The organism is Sphingobacterium sp. HJSM2_6, from assembly GCF_049316305.1.
Classification (GTDB): domain Bacteria; phylum Bacteroidota; class Bacteroidia; order Sphingobacteriales; family Sphingobacteriaceae; genus Sphingobacterium.
On sequence record NZ_JBMOXB010000010.1, the window covers coordinates 126,497 to 144,878 of the forward strand.

Annotated in this window: 11 protein-coding genes; 4 read left to right on the top strand and 7 right to left on the bottom strand. The window is 34.0% G+C overall.

Annotated features, from left to right (window positions below; translation table 11 throughout):
- Positions 1–4 precede the first annotated feature (4 nt).
- From ACFRAE_RS10670 to ACFRAE_RS10700, 7 genes are all read right to left on the bottom strand, one after another.
- A complete protein-coding gene (locus tag ACFRAE_RS10670) occupies positions 5–1,393 on the bottom strand; it encodes a retropepsin-like aspartic protease (RefSeq protein ID WP_422797143.1) in 1,389 nt (462 codons plus the stop codon).
- Positions 1,394–1,664: 271 nt separating this feature from the next.
- Positions 1,665–3,239 carry a PKD-like family lipoprotein gene (locus ACFRAE_RS10675; RefSeq protein WP_422797144.1) on the bottom strand — a complete coding sequence of 525 codons (1,575 nt, stop codon included), beginning with the start codon at positions 3,237–3,239 and terminating at the stop codon, positions 1,665–1,667.
- A 7-nt stretch (positions 3,240–3,246) separates the two neighbouring features.
- Positions 3,247–4,035, bottom strand: coding sequence for a DUF4843 domain-containing protein (locus ACFRAE_RS10680; protein ID WP_422797145.1), 789 nt, complete (start codon positions 4,033–4,035; stop codon positions 3,247–3,249).
- A gap of 12 nt (positions 4,036–4,047) precedes the next feature.
- Positions 4,048–5,454: a RagB/SusD family nutrient uptake outer membrane protein gene (locus ACFRAE_RS10685; protein ID WP_422797146.1), complete on the bottom strand. Its 1,407-nt coding sequence runs from the start codon at positions 5,452–5,454 to the stop codon at positions 4,048–4,050.
- Positions 5,455–5,473: 19 nt separating this feature from the next.
- A complete protein-coding gene (locus ACFRAE_RS10690; protein ID WP_422797147.1) occupies positions 5,474–8,953 on the bottom strand; it encodes a SusC/RagA family TonB-linked outer membrane protein in 3,480 nt (1,159 codons plus the stop codon).
- 165 nt (positions 8,954–9,118) lie between these two features.
- Positions 9,119–10,273, bottom strand: coding sequence for a FecR family protein (locus ACFRAE_RS10695; protein WP_422797148.1), 1,155 nt, complete (start codon positions 10,271–10,273; stop codon positions 9,119–9,121).
- Positions 10,274–10,344: 71 nt separating this feature from the next.
- Positions 10,345–10,908, bottom strand: a complete 564-nt coding sequence (locus ACFRAE_RS10700; RefSeq protein ID WP_422797149.1) for an RNA polymerase sigma factor — start codon at positions 10,906–10,908, stop codon at positions 10,345–10,347.
- 308 nt (positions 10,909–11,216) lie between these two features.
- Here ACFRAE_RS10700 and ACFRAE_RS10705 point away from each other — a divergent pair, with 308 nt between their 5' ends.
- From ACFRAE_RS10705 to ACFRAE_RS10720, 4 genes are all read left to right on the top strand, one after another.
- Entirely contained in the window at positions 11,217–11,780 is a 564-nt protein-coding gene (locus ACFRAE_RS10705) for an RNA polymerase sigma-70 factor (RefSeq protein WP_422797150.1), read from the top strand.
- 76 nt (positions 11,781–11,856) lie between these two features.
- Positions 11,857–13,029 (top strand): FecR family protein, encoded by a 1,173-nt coding sequence (locus tag ACFRAE_RS10710; protein ID WP_422797151.1) that lies wholly within the window; start codon positions 11,857–11,859, stop codon positions 13,027–13,029.
- A gap of 205 nt (positions 13,030–13,234) precedes the next feature.
- Complete coding sequence (locus ACFRAE_RS10715) at positions 13,235–16,600, top strand: TonB-dependent receptor (RefSeq protein ID WP_422797152.1); 3,366 nt, start codon at positions 13,235–13,237, stop codon at positions 16,598–16,600.
- Positions 16,601–16,620: 20 nt separating this feature from the next.
- On the top strand, positions 16,621–18,375 hold the full coding sequence (locus ACFRAE_RS10720; protein ID WP_422797153.1) for a RagB/SusD family nutrient uptake outer membrane protein: 1,755 nt from the start codon (positions 16,621–16,623) through the stop codon (positions 18,373–18,375).
- Positions 18,376–18,382: the final 7 nt, after the last annotated feature.

Here is an 18,382-nt window from a genome sequence, read left to right on the forward strand (position 1 = left end):
TATACTAAATGTTAGATTTTGAGCCATTTTCAAATACGATTTGGATGTTTTGCTTAACGGCTTTTTGTTTAATTTTTTCTAATAATTTGGGTTTTTTGGAAATCAAATCTGCTTTTATTCCATCAAATTCTGTGATGATGTTTGAATGTTGCTGATCTTGGCTTGTATTAAAGTTTTGTAATAAAATTAATTGACCTTGATTGTTCCAACCAATAATGTTATTTCTACAAATAAAGTCTTGTGGTAATTGGCTTAACGTATTGGGCGTGAATGCAACTTGATGTTGTGCTAAATTAATAATCACATTATATCTGCAAATCGTTCGAATTCCAATAGATCCGTCCGTTTCCGGATTCCAACTGTTTTCTTGTTGTGTAGCTCCCATTAAGGTTATAGCGATATGCTTGTTTGGCGGTAGCTGTGCGATTTGAAAATGATTTGCAATTCCTGTAAATGTTGGCGTCACAGTACCTAGACTAACGGTATTACTTTGTAATTCGGATTTGAAGCCACTTACTAATAATTTATGCTTAACTACAAAGGGTCTAAAGCAGATTAAATTGTAATTTGCTCCGGTATCAAATACGAAATTTCCACTGAGTATGGTACCAGCTGTGACTGATAGGTTAGCTGGAATTTCCATGACTCCATTTGGGAACGTGCTTTTAAGGATGTGTGCTTGTGCCTTGTACTGAAATTCTCCAAAAGTATACAGGATGATGGCATTATTGTCGAAGTCTATTTCAGTAATATATCTTCGAAATAGGGCATTCCCAATGATTCCATCAGTTCCATCCTTCTCGTGATTTGGGAATATCGCAATCGACATATCGTCTAAGGTCAATTCATTTAATTTAACTTGATTGTGGTCTGAAACTTGAATCTGCTGATTTCCTCCAACAACTGAAGCGTTATTTTGACGCGTAATTTTAAGGTTAATTGAATCAGCCAAATCTTGTACTACGGCCATACCATCTGCTCCAGTATCGAAAAGTAGATTTAATTCTTTAGCATACTCATTTATACGGACTTTTAGAATGATCGATCCATTTTTATTTTCAAATGGAATTTTGGCTATTTGGTAGGATTTTTCGACTCTATTCATGCCAAAAAGTGCATCGAACATGTGTATATATTTAATTTTTCCTTCGTAATCCAATTCCAACACAGTATTTATTTTGGTTCCATTCGGAAGTTCAAATTCAAACATGCGATGGTTTTGTTTACTTGGATTTGCAATATTAATCTCCTTAATAGTTTTGACGGGGTATCGTTGAATGAGTTGGTCCAGGAAATTTAAGGCTGCAAGGTGGGTGTTTCCAGCTATTGCAAAATCGGTAGATAGGTAGGGTAGTAATTCTTCTTTGTTTTTTGATAAAAAAGATCTTTCCAAAATTTTGGAAAGATCTTGTGCAATTAAATTTATAGTTGGAATAACAAAAAGTATCAGCAGAAACAGTGATTTTATATTTGTTTTGTTCATGGGGGTTGTGTGAAATGTGATTTTTAAAATTTACTAATTAAAGCGATGGAATATCTGTTGGGGAAACGTAAACGTTTCCCCTCACAGAACTTTGGGTCACACTAGCAATCCTTGTTGGGACATGCCTTTTCATTAGATAGGTTAATTTTTGTTTATACTGTTTCTTGGAATGTTAAAGTTATTAGTACCTATCGGTGTATTGAACATCAACAACTTTACCTAAACCTTCGAAGGTCGGTAATGCTTGAGTCAGTTCTCCCATTAGGGGTTTTACCATCCAAAATTCAACTTTACCAGAGGTTTGTGGGTCGCTTTCGGAATAAGTACCTACGATGATGCTGTAACCGATGGGTGCCATTCGGGCTATATTCGTATTAAATCCATTTTCGGAAGTAGCAAGGCTAACTAACCGTTCATATTTTAACATGGATACTTTTCTGCCATTTAAGCTTTTTACAGTTTTGATTACTTTAGCATCCATATCGAATTGATACAGCTTATCATTAGCAGTATAGAATAAGTATCCATATTGCTGATCTATCGTGAAATGGCTGGCATTCCTTATGTCGGTTAATAAGTTAGTTACCTCAGTTACGGAATTGAGTGTTAGGGTACCGGTTCTATTGAAATTAAACCTGATTAAAAAATAATGTTCCTCTTTTTTCATGATGGCAACAGCCTGCCCATTAAATGCAAGGGTATGATCCATCCATACTAAATCCATTTTTGTATCTGCTGTATTAAAGGTGCTTTCTTCTAATAAGACTGGGTTAGCTTTTATAGAATTGATATTTGCACGCATGAACCTTTTATTGTCTTTATCAAAAAATAAAATATTCATATTTGAATTGCTCATTGGATTTGCTATGTATTTAGAAACCTGGTATAACGTACCATCATTATTGGCGTTTAATGGGATATTGTACACTTTAGATAGGTTATAATAATAGCTGTACAAATTTCCATCGGAAAGAGTCATTGCTATATTAGACATTCCGGGATAAATGTAATCTGCTTTTGCGGGTTTTCCTGATGCGGTTTCAAATTTATAGTTATATAATAAGGTGTTATAGGCAAAACCATCAGTTAAATTTATTTTGTATGTATTGGTACTTGTATTCAAATAAAGGTAGTTTTTAGCCGTTCGATATATTCCATCTTGATTCATGTAGGTTTCCATAGATATGGGTTCCCCATTCAAAACTAATTGTGTGCCATCAGCTGCATTATTTGATAATAAATTAACATTTCTATAAATAATAGGATAGCTGTTGAACTGCTCTAAATCATCTTGATAATAATCTAAATGTGTTTCTTTGTTTTTCTCCGATAACACGATCCAGCCCCATTTACCGAAAGCACCATTAATGGAAAAAGAGTAAGGATAAGTCCAAATTCGGCCCGATGAATTATCAGTTATTTTGAGATAAGCATTATAGTTCCCTACTAATAATGGTGGAATTTGATTTAGATTTTTCTCTCGACCAAGTATAATTTTGCTTTTTGTCGCATCCCCAATAGCCGGGTTATATGCAATCCATTCAAAGCTTAGATTGTCCAGTTCGATATTCTCAAATTTTGAAGTGATGCTGGGATTAATAATCATAGGCTGTCCCAGGCCAATTTCAATTGTTTTAGGGATGTCTTTAACTATTAAAGAGTCAATTTGTATATAATTGTAATTGCCTAGATCCTTATTACAGCTACTAGCGGTAATAATTACAAGGAAGATGTATAATAAATTTAAATTTTTCATAGCCGTATTATTGAGCAGCATTGCCCATGTTAATTTCTTGATTGTTTTCATCTAAATGTATCCTACCTGCTGATTTTTCTTTATTTAGCCAATATTTCATATAGGAAGCATAAGCCATAATAGTAGAAATAGAAGGCCTCGATTTTATATCAAAGAAAAAATTTGGATTAACTTGTAAAACTTCCAACATTAATTCTACTTTTTTTCTAGAATATTCGCCAAAGAATGCAATGATTGTGCTTTTTCCAATAAACGTTGTCCATAAAAATGATGTGGGGAACATATCATCAAAGTAAATCTTGTAGGATAGGAGAAGATTAACATTGGAACCATTCTTTTTGACAGGAATATTAATGTCAAAATGTTCATTTTTACTAAGTAACAAGTTTAAATAAACACGTTTCGATTCCAGATCTGGTGTTCTGTGAAGGACTAGACTAATGGAATCATTTATTCGATTTGCCCTAATGATAGGAGGGTTGATAAAATCAACATGTTCGCCTAAAATCATGGAAGAGGTATCGGCGAATTTAACCGAAATAGGCCTATCATAATTGACCGCTTTCCCAGTGATACTCACTGGTATTTTTATGATAGAATCTGTTTTTGATTTAGGGATTAATCCTAATGATACTGCTTGAAAAAAATCAGTTTGATTAATATCATAGAATTTTTGGGTGAAATAAATATTTTCACCACCTGAGCTTTGTTCATAAGTTATGAGTTGATCTTCTTTACAAGAAGAAAAGAAGCAACAGGTTAATATTAGTCCAATATATGTAAGTAATTTTTTCATTTTTTTAATATTTTATCGGCCATTTAATTCTTCGTCAGGAATTCCGGGTTGGTAATAATTTAATGGAATATCTTGTTTTAAATTACTAGTGTTTACACTGAAAATGGATGGCATGGCATTTCTTTTATAATAGAACCAAATTTGACCTTCTCCATAAAATTCTTTTAAATATTCTTTGGTCAACTCATTTCTAAATTGTGTTGGGTCAGAAATTTCTCCTAATATGTTGCGATGCTGTCTTACGGTATTTAAGTAGGCTAATGCTTGGGTTTCATCGTAAGTAGACTCTGCGGCGATATAATACATTTCTGACATACGGATTAAGGGTACCATAAATCTTGAAGTAATTTTTGTATCGGTAATATCTTGATATTTTACAAAGGTTCTATAGCCCACTCCAGTAGAAGCATAGGGCCAAGAATAGGAGAAACGATAGTCTGATTCCAAATTTTCATAAATTTGGTTTATGATGTTTCCAGCGCCAGTGGCTAACAAATCGGATTCCAATAGATTAGCGTCGAAAGTTGATCTTTGTATATTATATAACTCTTTATTGAAAACGCTAAAAATTACTTCAGTCATAAATTTTCTATCCGGATTACTTCCATTAGAAGTTATGGCCTGATGAGTAATCCAAGGGAAGATATCTTGTGCATCAATAACTTCTTGGGCCGCTGATAGGGCATTTACTCTATCTCCTGCCCATAAATGTACACGAGCTTGAAGTGCTTTTAAAGCAAAATAATTAAAGCGGTGATTTTCTAATTTAAGTGGATTACTCTTACTTCTTAGTTCATCGTATTGGAGAAACTCATTTGATTTTTCAATATCAGCCAATATTTGGGAAATTACCAGTTCGGAATTTAAAAATGGACGTATTGTAGTGGATAATTCGGTTACATATGGAATTGCGTCTAAGGTTTTATTTTCTTCCGAATAAATAGGACCAAATATTCGCAATAAATCAAAATGTAAAAATGCTCTTAAGCCGATTGCTTCAGCAATTAGGATGTTTTTTTCATCATTGGTCATCCCGTTTTCAACCGTTGGCAGCGTTTTTACAAAATCATTGATATTCGCAATTATTGCATACATTTTTATCCAGTAATCAGCGAAGACAGTTTTTACATTTTTTTCTGCAAATTTATACTCACTCATGTTTCTAAATGGAGACACATCGCTTTTAACGGCATATCGTTGTGCTAAAACATCCATAGAGGTAAGGGTAAGGTGATTCCCATATAATGCGTTTTCACCCATTTTAAGGTAAAAGCCATTCAAAATCTCCATTACTCCAGCAGTATTAGCATAAACCTGTTTCTTCGTGAATTTGTCTTCAGGCCTAATCTCAAGCCATTTATTACAAGACGAGAAAGAAAATATAAGGCAAATTATAATTATATGTTTTGTTATTTTCATTTTAGAAAGTCTTATTGAATTAAAAATTTGCGTTGATGGTTAAGGCAAATGTCCTCGCGTAAGGATAACTTATACCACGTTCCCTACGGATGGTAGACCATCTTAATAGCTCATTTGTTAATCCGGTGATTTTTAAATTTGTTAAGCCTGATTTTTTTAACCAATTAGCTTCTCTGAAATCGTATCCAAGAGATACTGATTCGATGGAAAAACTATTTTCTTGTTGAATAAAGCGGGAAGATGGTTGTGAAACACTCGTCAAACTAATGGATCTGAATTGAGCGTTATCACCCGGTTTTTTCCAACGGTTGTAAAGCGCTCTTTTATCCTGATTGTTCGTGATTATATCTTCTAAACTGATATTTTCTACCTTTTCGAAAAGTGCTGAATTCAAAATATCCTGATCCCAGATGTAGCGCATATAGATTCCGAAATTAAATCCTTCATAGTTAAAGTTTGTATTAAATACACCTTGGATTAGTGGGTTGCCATTTCCAATTGAAACAATATCTTTAGGGTCATAATCGAAGGTTTTGGTGCCATCTTTCTTCAAAAAGATTTCATGACCTGAAGCAGGATCGATACCTAGAGATTGGATCGCCCATAAATCATTTGGTCCGAAACCATCCATATATCTTATTAATGATTGCGATTGTTGTAAGGAATTATTTAACCTAGCAAGTATGCTGTTGAAATTTTTATAGGTTTGCTGACTTCGAGCAGCAGTAAGACCAATATTCCAAAATAATCTTTTCTCGGGTTTAGAAAGAATGGTGTATTTTGACATTAATTCGATACCTTTTACTTCTAAGTCTCCCGCATTAAATGGAAAACCTACTAGACCTGTTGATGCTGGAAGGTCAATAGCCACAGCCAAATCATGCGTAAATTTTGAATAAGCATTTAATGTTAAATAGAACTTATTATTAAAAAATATTGCGTCAATACCGGTACTAATGTGTTTGGTTTTTTGCCATTTTAAATTTTCGTTTCCAAAAGTAGCTAAGGATATTCCTTGACCAAAGTAGTTAAATAAATCTGGGTATATATAAGTAGATATGGATGTTGTATTGCTGAAATTCTGATTGCCAGTTACCCCTATATTTCCTCTTAATTTTAATTGATTTACGATAGAATTTCCTTTAAGGAAAGGTTCATTGTGCATATTCCAACTACCGCCAACAGAATAAAATGGAGAATAAACATTTTTTCTTCCAAAAGAAGTGGAACCATCATAATTGAATGAAAAATCACTATTGTACCGTTGGTCGAAACTATAGTTTAATGTGCCAATAAATGAATTTCTTCTACCTATAGTTTTAAATGCTAAAGGAGCACCATCTTTTTCATAGCCATAGGCAAATGCTGGGTTTCCATTACTTGTATATGGAAATCCTAAAGCAACAAAACCTAAACTGGTATTGTTTTTTTCGGCAAACTCAACACGTCCATTGGCATTAATACTATGCTTATTTAGAGATATCGCGTAGGATATCATGGCGTTTGCCGTATAAGATATTCCTTCTAATTTTTTAGAATCAAATCTTCCTCTTTCTAAAATTGGTTTATCAAAGTATTGTGTATTTAAAGGGGAAATAAATTTGCTATGATTATCTGTATTTTTTTTAATTTGGATAGAGGATTGAAATTTCCAGTTTGGATTGAAATCGTAGTTTAGCTGGAAATTATTTATGATACCCAATTCTTTTTTATTGTTTAAGTGTGTTAAAGAACTGTTGTAAAGTGGATTGTAAACAATGTATTCTTTTCCGTACAATTCATCTCTATAGAAATCTAAATGAGGATTGCTCGGGTCTAAATTGGAGTAGTAAGGGTTTAAATTTACCCAAGTAGCAAAGGAGCCATAGTTAGATTCATTTTCATTATTTCCTTCAATAGTTAAATTATTTGTTGCACTTAATTTACCTTTTCGATAGATTAAGATCATTCTGCTACCCCATTCTTTGCGGCCAGAATTTTTCATTACTGCGTTATGGTTTTTATAATTTCCACCAACATTAAAAACAAAGTTTTCACTTCCTCCTTCAACATATAAAGATTGTCTATGAGCAAAACCTGTTCTGATGGGAGTTTTCATCCAATAAGTATTCACTCCACTTAAAACACGTTCTAATTTGCTGTTGTATAAAGGGTCGTAGTATGATTGTTGCGATTCGGGTGTTGAAACTGATGCGGTGTATACCCCAGATAATCTTTCAAACTCCAATTTTTCAGCGGCATTCATCATATTATAACTGCCTAAGTCAGCAATCTCCATATTTAGGTCCGTAGTGTAGTTTAATCGAATTTCTCCTTCTTTGGGTTTAATTGTTTCGACGACTACGACACCATTTGAAGCTCTTGAGCCATAAATCGCTGTTGAACTCGCATCTTTTAGAATGGTAATGCTTTCAATGCGGTTCATGTCTAAATCTAAGATTGCTCGAAGGGAACTTTGAAATCCATCTAATATAAATAGAGGTTGGTTTGGATCATCTGTAAATTCATCTCTTAAGTTATCGCTACTGATACTAGTTTGTCCTCTTAGTTCAATATTTGGAAGTACGTTTGGGTTAGATCCTGATAAGTTGTTTTCCATAACTAAAAAGGAAGGATCCAGCGCTTTTACAGCTTGAATAATGTTTGTATTCGCGACTTGCTTTAAATCTTTAATGGTAAAGGTAGAGGAAGCCCCAGAAAATGAGCCTTTTTTAAAGTTCATCATTCCTGTTACTACCACTTCATCCATTTCACGGTTATCCTTCTTAATGGTATAGGTGATTGAATTATTGGATAATTCAGCTTTGAACTCTAGGTTTTCGAAGCCTAAAAAACTAATGGTGAATATTTCATTTAAAGCGGTTAACGGCAATACGAATTCACCGGTTTTATTACTTACTACAGCATTGTTTTTGTTGTTTTTTTGACGGATTGTTGCACCAAACACTGGATTTCCACTTTCATCAATTACTTTTCCTTTAATGGTTTGTTGGACATTTGCAGCCGCAAGATCCCAGTTTTTATCAATACGAATGTGGTTTGTGCTGCTACGCTCTTCTTCCTTTTTCTTTATAACGATTGTTTTCTCGAAATATTCAAAGGTTAAATTTTTGGGTTTGAGTAGTTGCGTAAGGACTGAATTTAAAGGAGTGCTTTTGAATTCTGCATTGATGTTGTTTAACGATTCAACATCATTTTTTTTGAAAAAGAAAGTGTATCCACTTTGTTTCTCCAAATCTTTTAAGATTGAAGTGAGGGATGCTTTTTTTCTGCTTAGCGTAATTTGTTGTGCGAAAGAGTTCGCATTTACTTGTGAAATTAAAATAGCTAAGAATAAAACAAATGTGTTTATTTTCATCAATATTTGCGATAAATATTCATGGGTATTTATTTTAAGAAATTCTGTCTCTTTTAATTTGAGGGTGTTTTCCCTAAAATAGCTTTGGAAGAATGCGTAAAATTTACCCTTCTTATTGAACGGATTTAAATTAAAAATCATTAATTTAGAATGTTGGGTTGAAATAATTAATTAAATGGTTTTTCTTAATAAGGCAGCCTAATGTTATTAACGGATTCTGCGCCAACAGGATCCGTTTTTATTAGCTTTTATGGCGTTCGCTTAAGTGCTGTTTGTATACGTGTAATTCATAATCATTTCTTTAGATTAGTTTAATTGTAATTTAATTCGTTGGTTATTTGTAAGGCTAGCTTTCGTGTGAATTTCTGCAAAATTCAATAATTTCATTAATTTGTCTAAGGATAAATTTCTTGGAATTTTTCCTTTGTATTGCGTAGTATTACGCTGATAATTACTGTAATCCATATCTACATCATACCATCTTGCAATTTCTTCGAATACGGCAGTTGTATTTTTCCCATCGAAACAAAATTGCCCTTTTGTCCATCCTATGGCATTTTCAATATCAATAGTTTCTATGGACATCGGGGAAAAATTATTGTTTGTTGCTTGTTGATTGGGCATTAATATTTTTGCTGTTTCAGCAGTAGCTAGGTTGCTAATGGAAACTTTTCCTTCAGCCAAGGTAGTTTGAGTTTTTGTTTCTTCAGGATACGCTTTTATGTTAAACTTAGTGCCTAAGACTGTGACTTGTTGCTTCGATGTTTTAACGATAAATCGGGTATTGTTTTTTGATTTTGTTACTTCAAAATATCCTTCACCTTCTAAAAATACGCTTCGGTCACCATCGCCAAAACTACTTGGGTAAATTAATTTGGATCCTGCATTTAGAGTCACGATTGTCCCGTCTGTTAGCATTAGACTGTAGATGGATGCTTTAGGAACAGACAAGGTATTTAATTGGATAATTTCTTTTTTGCTATCTGATTGACGGTAACTTACTTTTCCATGCTCATCTTTACTAATTGTAATATTGTCAATTTGTATAGTTTCATTAATTTTTAATTTATCCAATTCGATTTTTTTACCATTTTCTAAAGTAATGATGGCTCGTTCCTGTGCAGGTTGCACACTTGCTAATTGATTAGCTGTAGCTAATTTGACTTTAGCCGTATTGGATAAGAAAAATATCCAAGAAGATATTCCAATAAGTAAAATGGAAGCTGCTACCGCATTTCGTATGTTGAGAAACTTAACAATTTTTGTCTTTGGTGAATTGATGGATTTTACAAGCCTTGTTTTTGTGTTTTTTTGTAAAACAGCAGCTTTTTCTTCTAAAAGCTTTTGGTCATAAGTCGAATGCTGATTATACCAATTTATAACTTCTTCCTTTTGAGAAGAATTTTCCTTTGTATTTAGGAATTTGGTAATTAATTGTATTAATTGGTATTTCTGTATCATATGACCATTTTATGTCCGTTATAATACATGTGTATAGAATTAAGCTTAGCTTCTACTCAACTTTTAAAAAATTATAAAATAATTGTTAAATTTTTACTTGCTAATCTTAATCTTTTGATAGCCTTGTTGATATGTTTTTCTATTGTAGATTCTGAAATTGCTAATCGCTGCGCTATTTCTTTATTACTGAGGTAATCAACTCGACTTAATTTAAAAATTTCCCTACATTTTTCTGGTAAATTTTCAATTTCTTGATTTACGATATCTATGATGTAACGATAATGCATTCTTTCTTCCAAAGGGATATCTTCATTAAGAATATCTAAGTTTTGAATATCAAGATTAGACATACTAAGTTTGTCCTTATTTCTATAATAGGATAAAATCAAGTACCTACAAGAGGAATAGAGGTAAGCTGGGAGCGATTTTATTTCTGGAAGTTTTTTGCGGTTTTTCCAAAGAGAAAGAAAAAGGTCGTGTAAAATATCTTCTGCCGTTAACATGTCACCAACTTTAGCTAGAATATGTTTAGATAGATCTTCAGCGAATAAATCATAGAGTAAGGCAAATGCTTTTTCATTACCGGACGAAACGTCTAATAATATATCTTTATAGAGGCTGTTAGCGTCTTCCATTCCAACTAGGGTAAATAATGCTATTATTAATAACGCGTGATCTTTTTTAATTCAGTAATAATAAGTTTGTTAACTTGTTAACTTTTTATGTGTAATAGTTGAATGTTTATTGTACTTCTCTTTTATTAGGTAAATATTTTAATACATTTCAAAGTTACAACAATACGGGTAAAAATTCAATTTTTATAATTGCTTGGTTAATTGATTTTTAGCAAATAGTAATGCAGGTAAGTGCAGGATAGTTTGGTAATTTATTGCTATATTTTTGTAAAAGGTATAACCATTAACCAAATTTAAAGAACCTGCGGATGCCTCCCATTATCGAAATGTCGGATTTGGAATTGTTGGAACTGCTTATTAAAGGAGATAATAAGGCATTTGCTGAAATTTATAATCGGTACTGGAAATCTTTATTGTTTGTGGCAACTAAAAAATTGGGTCGTATAGAGGATGGCGAGGAAATAGTACAAGATATTTTCGTGTCGTTATGGAATCGAAGGGATGTTTTACAAGTGAATACTTCTTTAAAAAATTATTTGTCTGCCTCCGTTAAATATCGGGTTATTAAACATTTAGACAAGCAGTACCATGCGAACCTTTATTTAAATTCCTTGATTGACAATAATTTTATTGAGGCGACTACCGAGCGTACTGTTGAATTTGATGAATTGAGGGATGAATTGGAGCGAAATATTGTCTTGTTGCCCGAACGATGTCAATTGGTGTTTCGGCTGAGTAAAGAAGAAGGAAAGAGTCAGAAGGAGATCGCTTCTGCATTAGAAATATCGGAAAAAACAGTTGAAAATCATTTAGGGAAAGCCTATAAAATACTACGAGCCAAATTAGCGGGCTATATGATGACGCTATTATAAATCAGATCCTATTTTTTTTCGCATAAGCAATAGGGGATTTCCCTTCTATAGGGGACTTTATTGTATAGACCTTACTATGATCAATTTCCAACGTTATCAATATTTAGCATCCAAATGGATATCGGGTGAAATTACCGAAGCTGAGAAAGAAGAATTTTTAGCATGGTATTCTGATATGTCTGATCATGAGCTAGTCGTTTTTGATACTATTGCTAAAAATGAAGAGGAACTAAAGCTTCAAATATTTGATAGCATAAGTAGTAAACTAGATTTTGACAAAAAGGAAAGGAACAAAAAGTTTAAAATCTATAAATATGTAAGCATCGCTGCTAGTTTGTTGGTTATAATATCAATTGGAATTTATTCTATTAATTATTTTAAAAAACCTGTTAGTCAGCCTAATCTAGGTCTTGAGGAGATAAAGCCTGGTAGTACAAAAGCAACATTGGAATTGGAAAGTGGGCATAAAATTCAATTAAGTTCAACCCAAAGCGGGGTTAGTATTGGAGATAATATCGTTTATTTGGATGGCTCTTCGATATATAATAACGTTGAAAATAAATCAGCACTTGCTAGTAATTATGCAATTATGTCTACCCCTCGTGGTGGGGAATATAAATTAGAATTAGCCGATGGTACTCATGTATGGTTAAATTCTGAAACCTCTATTCGTTTTCCTTCGACATTTAATACGGGAACTAGGTCAGTAGAGTTATTGGCAGGGGAGGTTTATTTTGAAGTTAGCAAAAAGATAGTCGATGGGAAAACAGTTCCATTTGAAGTCCTAATTAAAAAGCAAAAGATTGAAGTACTAGGGACAGCCTTTAACGTGAAATCCTATGGCAGTGCACAAGAAACTATTACAACCGTTTCAGAAGGTACTGTAGCGGTAAAATCCATAGACTCGAATCAAGAAATTTTGGAGAAAGTCATTCTGCACGAAGGGGGACAATCAATACTGTATAAAGGTCAAATCACTAAAAAGATTGTAGACCCTGAAGAGTTTATCGCATGGAAGGACGGGTATTTTTATTTCGTGGATGCAGATATTTATCAAGTAATGAATGAATTCAAACGCTGGTATGATATCGAAGTAAATTTTGAGATTGAAAAGTCAGATGATTTATTTAATGGAAGGATCCCAAAGAACGTCAATCTAAGTAAAGCCTTGAATATTTTAAAACTTGCGGGCGTAAGTTTTGAGTTGATAGATAATAAAGTATTAACCATAAATCGTAAACCTAACTGATGAAAACATGATACCCAATTAGCTAAAAAAAATTGGTTTGTAATAAAGCTGGAAATGGTTGCAACATCTCCAGCTTGGTAAAAGTAAACCAATAAATCTCAATTACAGAAGATAGAAAACATTGATTATTAAACTTAAACCATACAAAAGTATGCATTTAATACTATTAAAATGCTTGTTGCCGCTATTTAACAAACAATTATTTATGCGAATAAAGCTTATACTGATTATTATAACCTTCTTTAGTTTTCAACTTTCTGCACATGTCTTTGGGCAAAAAGTGAGTCTTAAAGTGAAAAATGCTCCCTTGAAATCTGTTCTCAAAAAAATTGAGAAACAAAGTGGGGTGAGCTTTTTCTATAATTTACGAGATGTTCAATTAAAACTCGTGAATATAGAGGTTGAGAATGAAGATTTGACCAATACATTAAATCTTCTATTTAAAGGTCAATCTATTTCATACGAAATTCAGGATGACGTGGTCGTAATAAAGAAGGGGGCAGAGCCACATCAAATTCGTGTGGAAAAACCTGAGACCAGCAAAATAAATCTTCAACAGACCATTAAAGGTGTCGTTAGAGACAGCCTTGGAAATACGTTGAATGCTGTCACAGTATTGGTCCGAGGGACAGATCGTGGGACAGTTTCTGATGAAGAAGGTCGATTTGAAATTGTTGCTAAGCAAGGTGAAACTTTGGAATTTAAACGTGTTGGTTTTATTTCACAACTAATCAAAGTGGAGTCTGCTGTTACTCAACTTCAAGTGGTTTTGCAGGATAATACAGCAAGTGTAGAGGAAGTGGTCGTTGTGGCGTTTGGGAAGCAAAAGAAAATTTCTGTCACCGGAGCTATTGCGTCGATTCAAACAAAAGAAATTAAACAGAGTCCGGCAGCAAATCTGGCGGTAACTTTAGCAGGTAGGTTACCTGGATTGACAACTCTTCAGCGAAGCGGTGAGCCCGGTAGAGATCATACCGCATTGTTTTTGCGAGGTATGGGAACATTAAATGCAACTGCTCCAATAATTTTAGTAGACGGGGTAGAGCGAGAAATGACTTATATTGACCCTAATGAGGTGGAAAGTGTCACTATTTTAAAAGATGCCTCTTCGACGGCATTATTTGGAGTTAGAGGGGCGAATGGAGTCATATTAGTAACAACAAAAAGAGGAGAAAGTGGTCAGCCAGCCATAGGCTTAACATATGAGCAGGGTTATCAGGGTTTCACAAGAACACCAACAGTGTTGAATTCTTTTGACTGGGCGAGGTTAAGAAATGAGGCATGGGGTAACGATAATCCAAATGTTGACCCCAATGATCCTGTAAATCAACCGCCCTATTCAGAATATGCATTAGATCGATTCAAATTTCAAGATTACCCTCAAGCTTATCCCAATACGAACTGGCAAGAACAGCTATTTAATGATTATGTAAGTCAAGTGAGGTACAATTTAAATATCAACGGTGGGGGAGATTTTGTGCAATATTTTGTGAATGTAGGTTATTTGAATCAAGGAGGTCAATGGAAAATAAATCCGGACGTTAAAGAATATGATCCATCTGGATATTTAAAGCGGTATAATTTCAGATCCAATATTGATGCTAAATTGACGAAATCAGGTTCATTAAGTACGTTTTTAAATGCTGCTGGATATTTTGAACAAGTAAACTCTCCAAATGCAAATACAGATGAAATTTTTAGAAGAACCTACAGTTATTTTCCGCCAGTACTTCCAGGACCATTAAGTCCGGATGGGGAAGTGTTGATTGGACCAGGAAATTATAATGTTTCTCCCTGGGCATTAATAAATCGTTCGGGTTATCGTCAAGAAACAAGAAATAACATTACGGCATCTTGGGGCTTGAAACAAGATTTAAAGCAAGTAACTGAAGGATTGTCAGCGAAATTTATGGCTTCATTCGACACAAGAACCATTTATAATTTGTCCGCATCCAAAGATTATCAACGTTGGATGCAGGTGATTGATCCTAATACATCCAATCATATAGGTATGGATAGTATAGAGTATAAGCGAATGTTTTTAGAGTCTGAGAATACGCCATTAAGTATAGGGAGTGGTTCAAATTTTCAATCGTTTTTTAATTTTCAAATCTCTGCAGACTACAATAGAACATTTAAGGAAAAGCATGCTGTGACGGGAATGTTAATGGCTCAGCAAGAAATGCGGGTCATGCCTAATGATCGACTTCCTTATAACCTAAGAGGTATTGCCTTACGTGGTATTTACGGTTATGACAATAAATATTTCGCTGAATTTAATGCTGGATATAATGGATCTGAGCAATTTGCAAAAGGTAAACGTTATGGCTTTTTTCCAACAGTTTCAGGTGGATGGGTTATTTCCAATGAGGAATTTTTCTCCATAAATTCTGTAATAAACTTATTAAAAATAAGAGCGACCTACGGTCGTGTGGGAAGCGATCGACTTGGAGGTCGTCGATTCTTATATCTAGATGATATACAAAGACAAATTTCTGGTGGCTATAGTGGATCATTAGGACGAGGTGGATTAATATCTGAAAGCTATTTAGGCAATCAAAACATCCAATGGGAGGTTGCTAAAAAGACGAATATCGGTTTGGAGTTAGGGATTCTAAATGACATAAATCTAGTAGTTGATTTATTTCATGAAAAAAGAGATAATATCTTAATAAATAGACAAAGTATTCCAATGGTTTACGGCGTTGAATCAAGTCGAATGAGTCCTGTAAATATGGGTGTTGTTGAGAATTTAGGGTATGAATTAGAGCTTAATTACAGCAAAAGATTTAATGAGGATTGGTCTATTTTATCTAAGTTAAATTGGAATTTTTCCAGGAATAAAGTTTTATTCTCTGATGAGTTAGAGTTACCATCCGATTTTACCTACCGAAATAGACAAACAGGGTATAGAATTGGACAAGTTTTTGGGTATCAGTTAAGAGATGGTTATTACAAAAGCTATGAAGAAATTGAATCCGAAGGTTTAAATTATGTTGGGTATACTGTACGACCAGGTGATTTTAAATATGTGGACGCTAATAATGATAAAATTATCGATGAAAGAGATTTAGTTCCTTTAGGTTATTCGGGATTACCTGAATATACTTTTGGTGGCGCCTTTAATGTAAACTATAAAACCTTTGATTTGTCCTTTTTATTTCAAGGGATGTTTAATGTAACCCAACCGTTATCAGGTTATGGAACATTTGGATTTTTGGATTTTAGAGAAAGACATCTTCAATCATGGACCGAAGAACGAGCAGCTAGCGGAGCAGAGATTTTGTACCCACGATTAAGTTTAGGTAGCTCGGTAAGTGAACGTGAGTTTAATTCATTTTTCCTAGAGGATCGCAGCTTCATTAGGCTTAAAAATGTGGAGATAGGCTATAGAATGCCGGCGAAATTAGCCAAGATAATAGGTGCTAAAGAAGTAAGGTTTTATGTTAATGGTATGAATCTCCATACTTGGGATTGGATGAAAACAAAGGATTTTGATCCTGAAATTAATAACTCCTTGAGCTACCCGGTTTATCGTGTATTTAATGGTGGAGTGAACGTTACATTTTAATTTTCTAGCAGTTACAGATCATGAAAAAATATATAAAAATTATTGCCATACTAATCGTTATCCTCATACAATCTTGTAAAAACGATCCTTTGGATATTATGCCAGATGGCCGTTTAACCTTGGAGGAAGTGTTTTCTGATGAACTTATGGCTTCTGAATATGTAAATACGATTTACATGAATATCAATCCGTACGGTACAGGGTATAATTATTATACGATGCTAGCGGGATTTTCAGATGAAGCTCATGATAATGATTTTCCTTCGGACATGGGTAGAGCACCTTCGAGATGGTATAATGGAGAATTACGTCCTAATTGGAATCCTTTAGATATCCAGTTTTCTACTGGCACATCTGATGCTACTTCGAATGGAAATTACTATAGAAAAAACTGGGCAGGAATTAGGCAATGCAATGTCTTCTTGCAAAATATTGTAGAAACACCATTTAATAATTTGCAGACTAAGGCTCGAATAATTGCCGAGGTAAAGGTTTTGAGAGCATTCTTTTATTTAGAACTCATTAAAATGTTTGGTGAAATGCCTGTGGTGGATAAAGAGTTTACGAGTGATTATAAATTTGAAGATTTAGAAAGGAATAGCTTTAATGAATGTGTCGCATTTATTAAGCAAAATTGTGATGAAGCCATTGCTGAACAAGCATTACCTATGCGTATTACTACGGAACCTGAAAGGGGTAGGTTTTCAAAAGCAGTAGCACATGCTATCCGTTCTCAAGCGTTATTATTTGGGGCAAGTCCATTGCACAATAAAACAGGGGATTTAGATCTTTGGAAAAGCGCTGCAGAAGCTAGCAAAGCCTCATTAGAAGTTTTAGGAGCTAGTAATTATGAACTTTTTGATGATTATGAAACCTATTTTATAGGGCGTACTGATCTAAGTGCAAACCCGGCGGATAAGGAAACAATTTTTGAGATAAAAACCTATCAAGCTCATGAATTCAGTCATTTAATGTTTAGAATGCATGCGATACCTTCAATAGGAGGAGATAAAGCAGGAGTAAGTCCTTCACAGGAATTGGTAGATGCTTATGATATGGCTAATGGCATTCCCGCCATTTCTGGATATTATGACGAGGACCACCTTTTTCCTATAATCAATGTGTTATCCGGTTATGATGAGGCAAACCCTTACCGTAATAGAGATCCAAGATTTTATGCAACGGTTTGGTATAATAATGCATACTATGGGGAAATAAATGGTAAACCACACTATATACAAACTTATCTAGGAGGAGCTGACGGAATCTCAAGTATCATGCAACGTACAGGTAATGGATATTATTTAAGAAAATTTAGAGACCCTAAGCAACTTGATCCAAATACGGGTACCTCCAGATTTAAGAAATATCGATTAGCAGAACTGTTTTTAAATTATGCGGAAGCGGCTAATGAGGCTGAAGGGCCAAGTATAGAAGTATATAATGCGGTTAATGCTATTCGAAATAGAGCCAAGATGCCTGATTTACCTCAGGGATTGTCTAAAGAGGAAATGAGAAATCGGATTCATAGGGAAAGACAAGTTGAATTAGCCTTTGAAGAGCATCGTTTTTGGGATGTAAGGCGATGGAAGGTTCTAGAAAGTACTGATAAATTAACAACCGGGATAGAATGGAGTAAGTCCGGAGACAATTATGTGGGCAAAAGGATTGTAACTGGTAGAAGAAAATCTTATACAGAAAATCACCTTATTCTACCAATTCCATTTGGGGAACTTACCTTAATGAAAAAATGGTATCAAAATCCAGGTTGGTAAACTATAG

Excerpts from the sequence above, each read along its gene's own strand:
- ACFRAE_RS10700 (WP_422797149.1), bottom strand. The coding sequence starts at position 10,908 with ATGGAAGACGCTAACAGCCTCTATAAAGATATATTATTAGACGTTTCG.
- ACFRAE_RS10675 (WP_422797144.1), bottom strand. The coding sequence starts at position 3,239 with ATGAAAAATTTAAATTTATTATACATCTTCCTTGTAATTATTACCGCT.
- ACFRAE_RS10680 (WP_422797145.1), bottom strand. The coding sequence starts at position 4,035 with ATGAAAAAATTACTTACATATATTGGACTAATATTAACCTGTTGCTTC.
- ACFRAE_RS10690 (WP_422797147.1), bottom strand. The coding sequence starts at position 8,953 with ATGATTTTTAATTTAAATCCGTTCAATAAGAAGGGTAAATTTTACGCA.
- ACFRAE_RS10715 (WP_422797152.1), top strand. The coding sequence starts at position 13,235 with ATGCGAATAAAGCTTATACTGATTATTATAACCTTCTTTAGTTTTCAA.
- ACFRAE_RS10695 (WP_422797148.1), bottom strand. The coding sequence starts at position 10,273 with ATGATACAGAAATACCAATTAATACAATTAATTACCAAATTCCTAAAT.
- ACFRAE_RS10705 (WP_422797150.1), top strand. The coding sequence starts at position 11,217 with ATGCCTCCCATTATCGAAATGTCGGATTTGGAATTGTTGGAACTGCTT.
- ACFRAE_RS10685 (WP_422797146.1), bottom strand. The coding sequence starts at position 5,454 with ATGAAAATAACAAAACATATAATTATAATTTGCCTTATATTTTCTTTC.
- ACFRAE_RS10710 (WP_422797151.1), top strand. The coding sequence starts at position 11,857 with ATGATCAATTTCCAACGTTATCAATATTTAGCATCCAAATGGATATCG.
- ACFRAE_RS10720 (WP_422797153.1), top strand. The coding sequence starts at position 16,621 with ATGAAAAAATATATAAAAATTATTGCCATACTAATCGTTATCCTCATA.